Genomic DNA, 5,045 nt, shown 5'->3' with positions numbered 1-5,045 from the left:
CTTTATAAAATAACTGGCAATAAAACCATTTCTGAGTTTCAGAATATCATTCACCCGGTGATGACATTCGTGAAAGACAAGTTTCAGGAGTTTCTGGCTCCAATTAATATCCGGTTGAAAGAAGAAGAGCGTATTGTAACCCATATGGATCTGCTGCGGTATTTGAAAGAAGGAGACGAAGACGGGTATAGAAGAGCCCTGGAAGAGCATTTTGAAGTTTACAGAATTTTTATCAGTCAAAGAAATCAATATCACGTTGCTCTGCAAAACGGCTGATTTGACTGGTATAGTAAAGCGTTTTATTAAAAGCGTTTATGAGATTTTTCCCGTCTTTGTAATTATTTGCCGAACACAGAAAATATACTAACCAGTTAAATATTTATGAACAATTACAAAAAACTAAAAGGGTTGATCGCCGCAGTTTTCACACCCCTGGATACACATGGTGATATTAATTATTCCGTGATTAGAAAATACGCGCAACATATCAAGGATTCGGGAATATCGGGTGTATTTGTTTGCGGGACTACCGGGGAGTTTACTTCCCTCACCACAGCCGAAAGAAAGTTGATCTTGGAGGAATGGATAAAACGTGGTGAAGGAGACTTTCAAATTATTGCCCATGTGGGCAGCGATAACCAACGCGAGGCAATGGAGCTGGCACGTCATGCTGCAGTGAAAGGCGCAGATGGAATCGGATGTATCGCCTCTTCTTTTTTCAAGCCTGAAAAAGTGAAGGATCTGATCGATTTCTTTACGCCCATTGCTTCTTCCGCTCCACAATTGCCATTCTATTACTACAATATGCCCTCCATGACCGGGGTGAACCTTTCGGTTGCACAATTTCTTCACGAAGGGGAAAAAAAAATTTCCAACCTGGCCGGAGTGAAGTTTACACACAACAACCTGATGGAAATGGGCGACTGTATTCAGCTGGATAACGGGGCATTTGAGGTGTTGCATGGCTTCGACGAGACACTGATTTGCGGATTGGCTCTCGGTGCTTTAGCCAGTGTAGGGAGTACGTATAACTATATACCCCATATCTATCTGAATATTTTGAAATCCATGGAAAGTAACGATGTGGAAACGGCGCGTGCCTTTCAGATGCAGTCGGTAGAAATGGTGAAAATCATAATTCTATATGGAGGTGGCGTGAGAGGTGGAAAGGCCATCATGAATCTGATGGGAATCGAATGTGGGTCATGCCGTCCCCCTTTTGCCGCATTCGAAAAGGAGGAATACGACGCTCTTCGGGAGAATCTCCGGGGCGTTGGTTTATTGGTAAAATAGAGAAGGGAGTGTGTCCTCTAAACAATACTCCCTTCTGGAAGAATTTAAAACACGTCAACCATTTTAATCTGTATAAAATATGAGGAGAAATTTATTAATTATCGCATCTATCCTTTTGGTTTTATCTTTTCTTTCCCTAGATAAAAAAAAGGAGAAAAATCACCAATATGTATTGTGGGAACAGGGAACGGGTGAATATAATAATTACCGGATACCGGCACTGGTTGTCACCAATGAAGGAACATTGCTCGCCTTTTGTGAGGGACGTGAGGCGGGTGATACCGGAGACATAAACTTGTTGCTGAAACGTTCGGAAGATAACGGGACGACATGGAGCAACGAACAGGTTGCCTGGGACGATGCAGACAACACATGCGGAAATCCTTGTCCCGTAGTCGATGAGAGAACCGGGCGAATCTGGTTGTTTACCAGCTGGAATAACGGAAAAGACAAAGAAAGTGACATCATCAGTAAAACATCCATTTCACCACGGTTGCCTTATGTCTGCTATTCTGATGATGATGGAAAAACATGGTCGGAGCCGGAGAGCTTGGAAATAACATGCCGCAATCCTTCATGGGGGTGGTATGCTACCGGCCCTGGAATTGGCATACAAATAAAAAACGGAAGATATAAAGGTCGGCTTGTTATTCCGGCAAATCACAGTTATGACGATCCGAAAGGAAACCTGGCAGGAGGCCCCTATGGTTATGGAGCACATGTAATCTATTCTGACGATCATGGGAAATCATGGCAGATAAGCGAATCCATTAAACCGGGATGTAATGAAAGCCAGGTGACTGAATTATCGGACGGTACTTTATTGATGAATATGCGTTCCTATAACAACAAACAGGCAAGAGCCATCAGTTATAGCACGGATGGTGGGCAAAATTGGTCGGAGATTGAACACGACTTTCAGCTGGTGGAGCCGTTATGCCAGGCGGCCGTATTGAATTTTGGTGAGGTTGACGGACAACAGGTGCACCTGTTTCTTAATCCGGCCGTACCTCACGGAAGAGATCATCTGATGCTCAAAGTCAGCCTCGATGACTGTCGGAGCTGGAGCAACGGTAAACTGGTGTACGAAGGGCCGGCTGCATACTCCTGCATTACCAGGTTGGCGGATGGAAGAGTGGGACTTTTTTTTGAGGCCGGGGAAAAAAGTCCGTATGAAAAAATGATCTTTATCTCTTTTGACTGGAATGAGATTTTTCTTCCGGGAACTGTCTTGCAAGGATTGTGATTTCTGATAATTTGTAAACAAACCTGCATGATCCGAAAGAAAATTTCACGTATCTATCTCCTTATATGGATGTGGTTATCCATATCCGTCACTTTCCTAAAAGCGGATAATCTAAATACCCTTCACCAGATCAACTGTTTCTCCATGGAGACATTGGAAGATTCTACCCTGTGGAAGGGGCTGGCAGGTACTTTTTTCGGTAAACAGGAAAACCGGTCTTTTGGCGGAGAAGCCACAATCTTTTATGCATCTGTTTACCATTTTCGACCTTCACTCAACAGATGGACCAAAAAAGGAGATATCCACCACGATGATGGCACTTCTGTTTCTTTGGCAATGGCTACCGCCTCAGCTGTGGGTGGTTCACACGTGCTGCTCTACGGCTGTGATACGGGCCATATTTTAACCAGGTAGAGGAGGCTGTCAGGGAAGGCAATACAGCTAAAAGAGATAGCCTGTGGATACATCATACGGGATTTCATAACAAGATATTGATCTACAGTACCAGCGGTGGTATGGAGGCCGTTGTCTGGGGAGACGTCATACAGGGATTTATTCTCGTCTTTGGGGCACTTGCTGCATTTGTTTTGATGGTAATGGGTATTGATGGAGGCCTGGGAGAATTCTGGCACACCGCCATCGAGTTTCGTCGGGTCTTCTCTTCGGATTATTGGGATTGGGAATGGCATTGGTGTTGGGCACATGGAATATTGCTTCGTTGTGGGACCAGTTCAACACTTTCCTCGGTCTGCTTACCAGTGGATTAGGTGCACTCTTCATTCTCGGAATTTTCTTTCCGCGTGTGGGAGCAAAAGCAGCGCTTACCGGTGTGATAGCAGGTTTGGGTGTATTGCTTGTTGTCAAGGAAAATACTCCACTGTCGTTCCTGCTGTATGGCTTTATCGGAATGGCTGCCAGCATCCTGATAGCCTGGCTGACAAGTTTTGTTTTCCCCAACAAGAAGGAAATCAGTGGGTTCTTCTGGAGAAGTGTAAGCTCAAATTGAAAATTCTTCAGAATCTCTTCCCGATGGAAATTCCAAAACGGGGGTATGCAACTTCATCATAGTCGTTTTTTATAAAATTCCTGCCACCTCCCAAATAGATTTCTCCTACCCAATTGTTCAATGTAACGTATTTCCAGCCAACGGCTAATCCAAGACCCGATCCCAATTTAGACACTTCACTACCGCCAAAATCTGAACCATTCTCCATTACCTGAGAGTACACAGAACCATTTGCCTCTATAAAAAATCCGGCAGCATATTTTTGCATCGATTCTGTATTTCCACCGAAAAACCAGCGGAAGTGTGGTGTAAATGCATAGTCATATGGGTATCGATCAGTGTCTAACCCCACTCCCAATGTAGCTCCCACACTTATATCACTGTTTAAAATCCGTTCATACGAAATTTCAGGATAGGTAGCGAAAATTGTAAATGGAAGGTTAATTTTTACCTCATTCAATGGAATATCACTTGATGTATTGAAATCAGTTGACCTGTATATTCTCTGCGCAAACAGTGACGTAGAGATAAGTAATAAAAAGACGAAAAGTGTAATCTTTTTCATAAATTATATTTATAAAATTTTAAATGATACTACATTATTAAAACGCAAAAAACGCAAAAAAGTTACAAAGGAAGGATTAAAATATAAAAACAATTATCTTTTATACCTTCTGTGCGAAGCCTGAACAGTTTTTTTATTTTATAATACTTTACTACCTGGCAATACCTCTTTTGTTGGTGATACAAGTGCAAGTGCTCCATCAAAATTTTCAGCTGAAAGAATCATTCCCTCTGAAACTATTCCCCTCATTTTACGTGGTTCCAGATTGGCAATAAAACAAACCTGCTTACCCACCAGCTCTTCAGGATTAGGGTAGTAGTTTGCTATTCCGGAGAGAATGGTCCGTTTTTGCAGCCCATCGTCGAGCAGAAAACGAAGTAGCTTATCTGCTTTTGGTACTTTCTCGCATTCCAGCACCGTCCCTACACGTATATCCAACTTTTCGAAAGTGTTGAACTGCACGCTCTCTTTTACAGCTTCCGCCTTGTATTCACTCTCCTCGTTTGCCTTTTTCGTATCGAGCAGTTTCTGTATTTGTTTTTCAATAACCACGTCTTCTATTTTTTCGAATAGGAGCTCTGATTTTCCCAACATATGTTTCTCCGGAAGCAGGTTGAAGTTGCCAAGGTCATCCCATTGCAAGTTGCCTACGTTAAGAAAAGAACGGAGTTTTACCGATGAAAACGGCAAAAATGGTTCAAATACAATTGCCAGATTGGCTGTAATCTGCAATGCTATGTTAAGTATAGTAGCTGTGCGGTTCATATCGGTTTTAGCCGTTTTCCAAGGTTCGGAGTCGGCCAGATACTTGTTCCCGATCCGTGCCAGGTTCATCGCCTCTTTTTGTGCTTCCCGAAAGTGATAGTTATCGAGATTATACTCTACAGCCGCTCTCACTTTCTGCGCCTCTTCAATGGTTTCCCGGTCATATTGGG

General features: G+C 43.0%; 7 protein-coding genes and 1 pseudogene. 6 read left to right on the top strand and 2 right to left on the bottom strand.

All coding sequences use genetic code 11. The features are described 5' to 3' along the window. The 6 genes and pseudogenes from B3B27_RS06185 to B3B27_RS06165 form a co-directional block, all read left to right on the top strand. Positions 1-276: pseudogene (locus B3B27_RS06185) on the top strand (FadR family transcriptional regulator); the annotation flags it as partial. A gap of 105 nt (positions 277-381) precedes the next feature. Next, the gene (locus B3B27_RS06180; protein ID WP_286847118.1) at positions 382-1,293 is read left to right on the top strand and encodes a dihydrodipicolinate synthase family protein; all 912 of its coding nucleotides are present in this window, start codon (positions 382-384) and stop codon (positions 1,291-1,293) included. Positions 1,294-1,372: 79 nt separating this feature from the next. Then, positions 1,373-2,539 (top strand): sialidase family protein, encoded by a 1,167-nt coding sequence (locus B3B27_RS06175; protein WP_238867641.1) that lies wholly within the window; start codon positions 1,373-1,375, stop codon positions 2,537-2,539. A 27-nt stretch (positions 2,540-2,566) separates the two neighbouring features. Beyond that, positions 2,567-2,953 (top strand): hypothetical protein, encoded by a 387-nt coding sequence (locus B3B27_RS06170; protein WP_286832884.1) that lies wholly within the window; start codon positions 2,567-2,569, stop codon positions 2,951-2,953. A gap of 77 nt (positions 2,954-3,030) precedes the next feature. Then, positions 3,031-3,306: a sodium:solute symporter family transporter gene (locus tag B3B27_RS11840; RefSeq protein ID WP_414703218.1), complete on the top strand. Its 276-nt coding sequence runs from the start codon at positions 3,031-3,033 to the stop codon at positions 3,304-3,306. Further along, positions 3,222-3,545, top strand: coding sequence for a hypothetical protein (locus B3B27_RS06165; RefSeq protein ID WP_238867639.1), 324 nt, complete (start codon positions 3,222-3,224; stop codon positions 3,543-3,545). Before B3B27_RS11840 ends, B3B27_RS06165 begins: the two co-directional genes overlap by 85 nt. Before the next feature lie 7 nt (positions 3,546-3,552). Here B3B27_RS06165 and B3B27_RS06160 read toward each other — a convergent pair whose 3' ends face one another. Next, entirely contained in the window at positions 3,553-4,110 is a 558-nt protein-coding gene (locus tag B3B27_RS06160) for a hypothetical protein (RefSeq protein ID WP_238867638.1), read from the bottom strand. Between the two features lie 138 nt (positions 4,111-4,248). After that, positions 4,249-5,045: methionine--tRNA ligase subunit beta (metG, locus tag B3B27_RS06155; protein WP_286847116.1), on the bottom strand; the 797-nt coding region annotated here is incomplete at its 5' end.

It is taken from the genome of Proteiniphilum sp. UBA5463, from assembly GCF_002427225.1.
Taxonomy (GTDB): Bacteria; Bacteroidota; Bacteroidia; order Bacteroidales; family Dysgonomonadaceae; genus Proteiniphilum; species Proteiniphilum propionicum.
This window is presented reverse-complemented; position numbering and strand designations above follow the sequence as displayed.